Below are 271 nucleotides of genomic sequence, written 5' to 3'. Positions count from 1 at the left end.
CAATCGCCGCTAAAGCGGTAAACACCGTTTTTCACCCAACATTCGGGGTCGTTCGCGATTCGTTCCAGACGATCGCTCTCTCACGTGGTTCCCGACCACGTGACCCCGACTGAAGGGTAAAAAACGGTGCGATTGAAACCGGGGACAAGGTCAAAACCGCTCTGGCTTTTGACTTTGACCTTGAATTTCGGGTCCGGCTTAAATCGCCTCCATTTTGACTCCAGGTGGCAGGGTCCAGCCGTCGGGAACGGCTGGAGGGCGCGATCGTCTG

General features: G+C 56.1%; 1 protein-coding gene. It reads right to left on the bottom strand.

Annotated elements, in window-relative coordinates; all coding sequences use genetic code 11:
• Positions 1-80 precede the first annotated feature (80 nt).
• Positions 81-271: hypothetical protein (locus MES37_RS24660; RefSeq protein WP_237932850.1), on the bottom strand; the 191-nt coding region annotated here is incomplete at its 5' end.

The organism is Buttiauxella sp. S19-1 (assembly GCF_022134725.1).
Lineage (GTDB): Bacteria > Pseudomonadota > Gammaproteobacteria > Enterobacterales > Enterobacteriaceae > Buttiauxella > Buttiauxella ferragutiae.
Note: the sequence above shows the minus strand (reverse complement) of the source record. Positions and strands in the feature narration are given on the sequence as shown.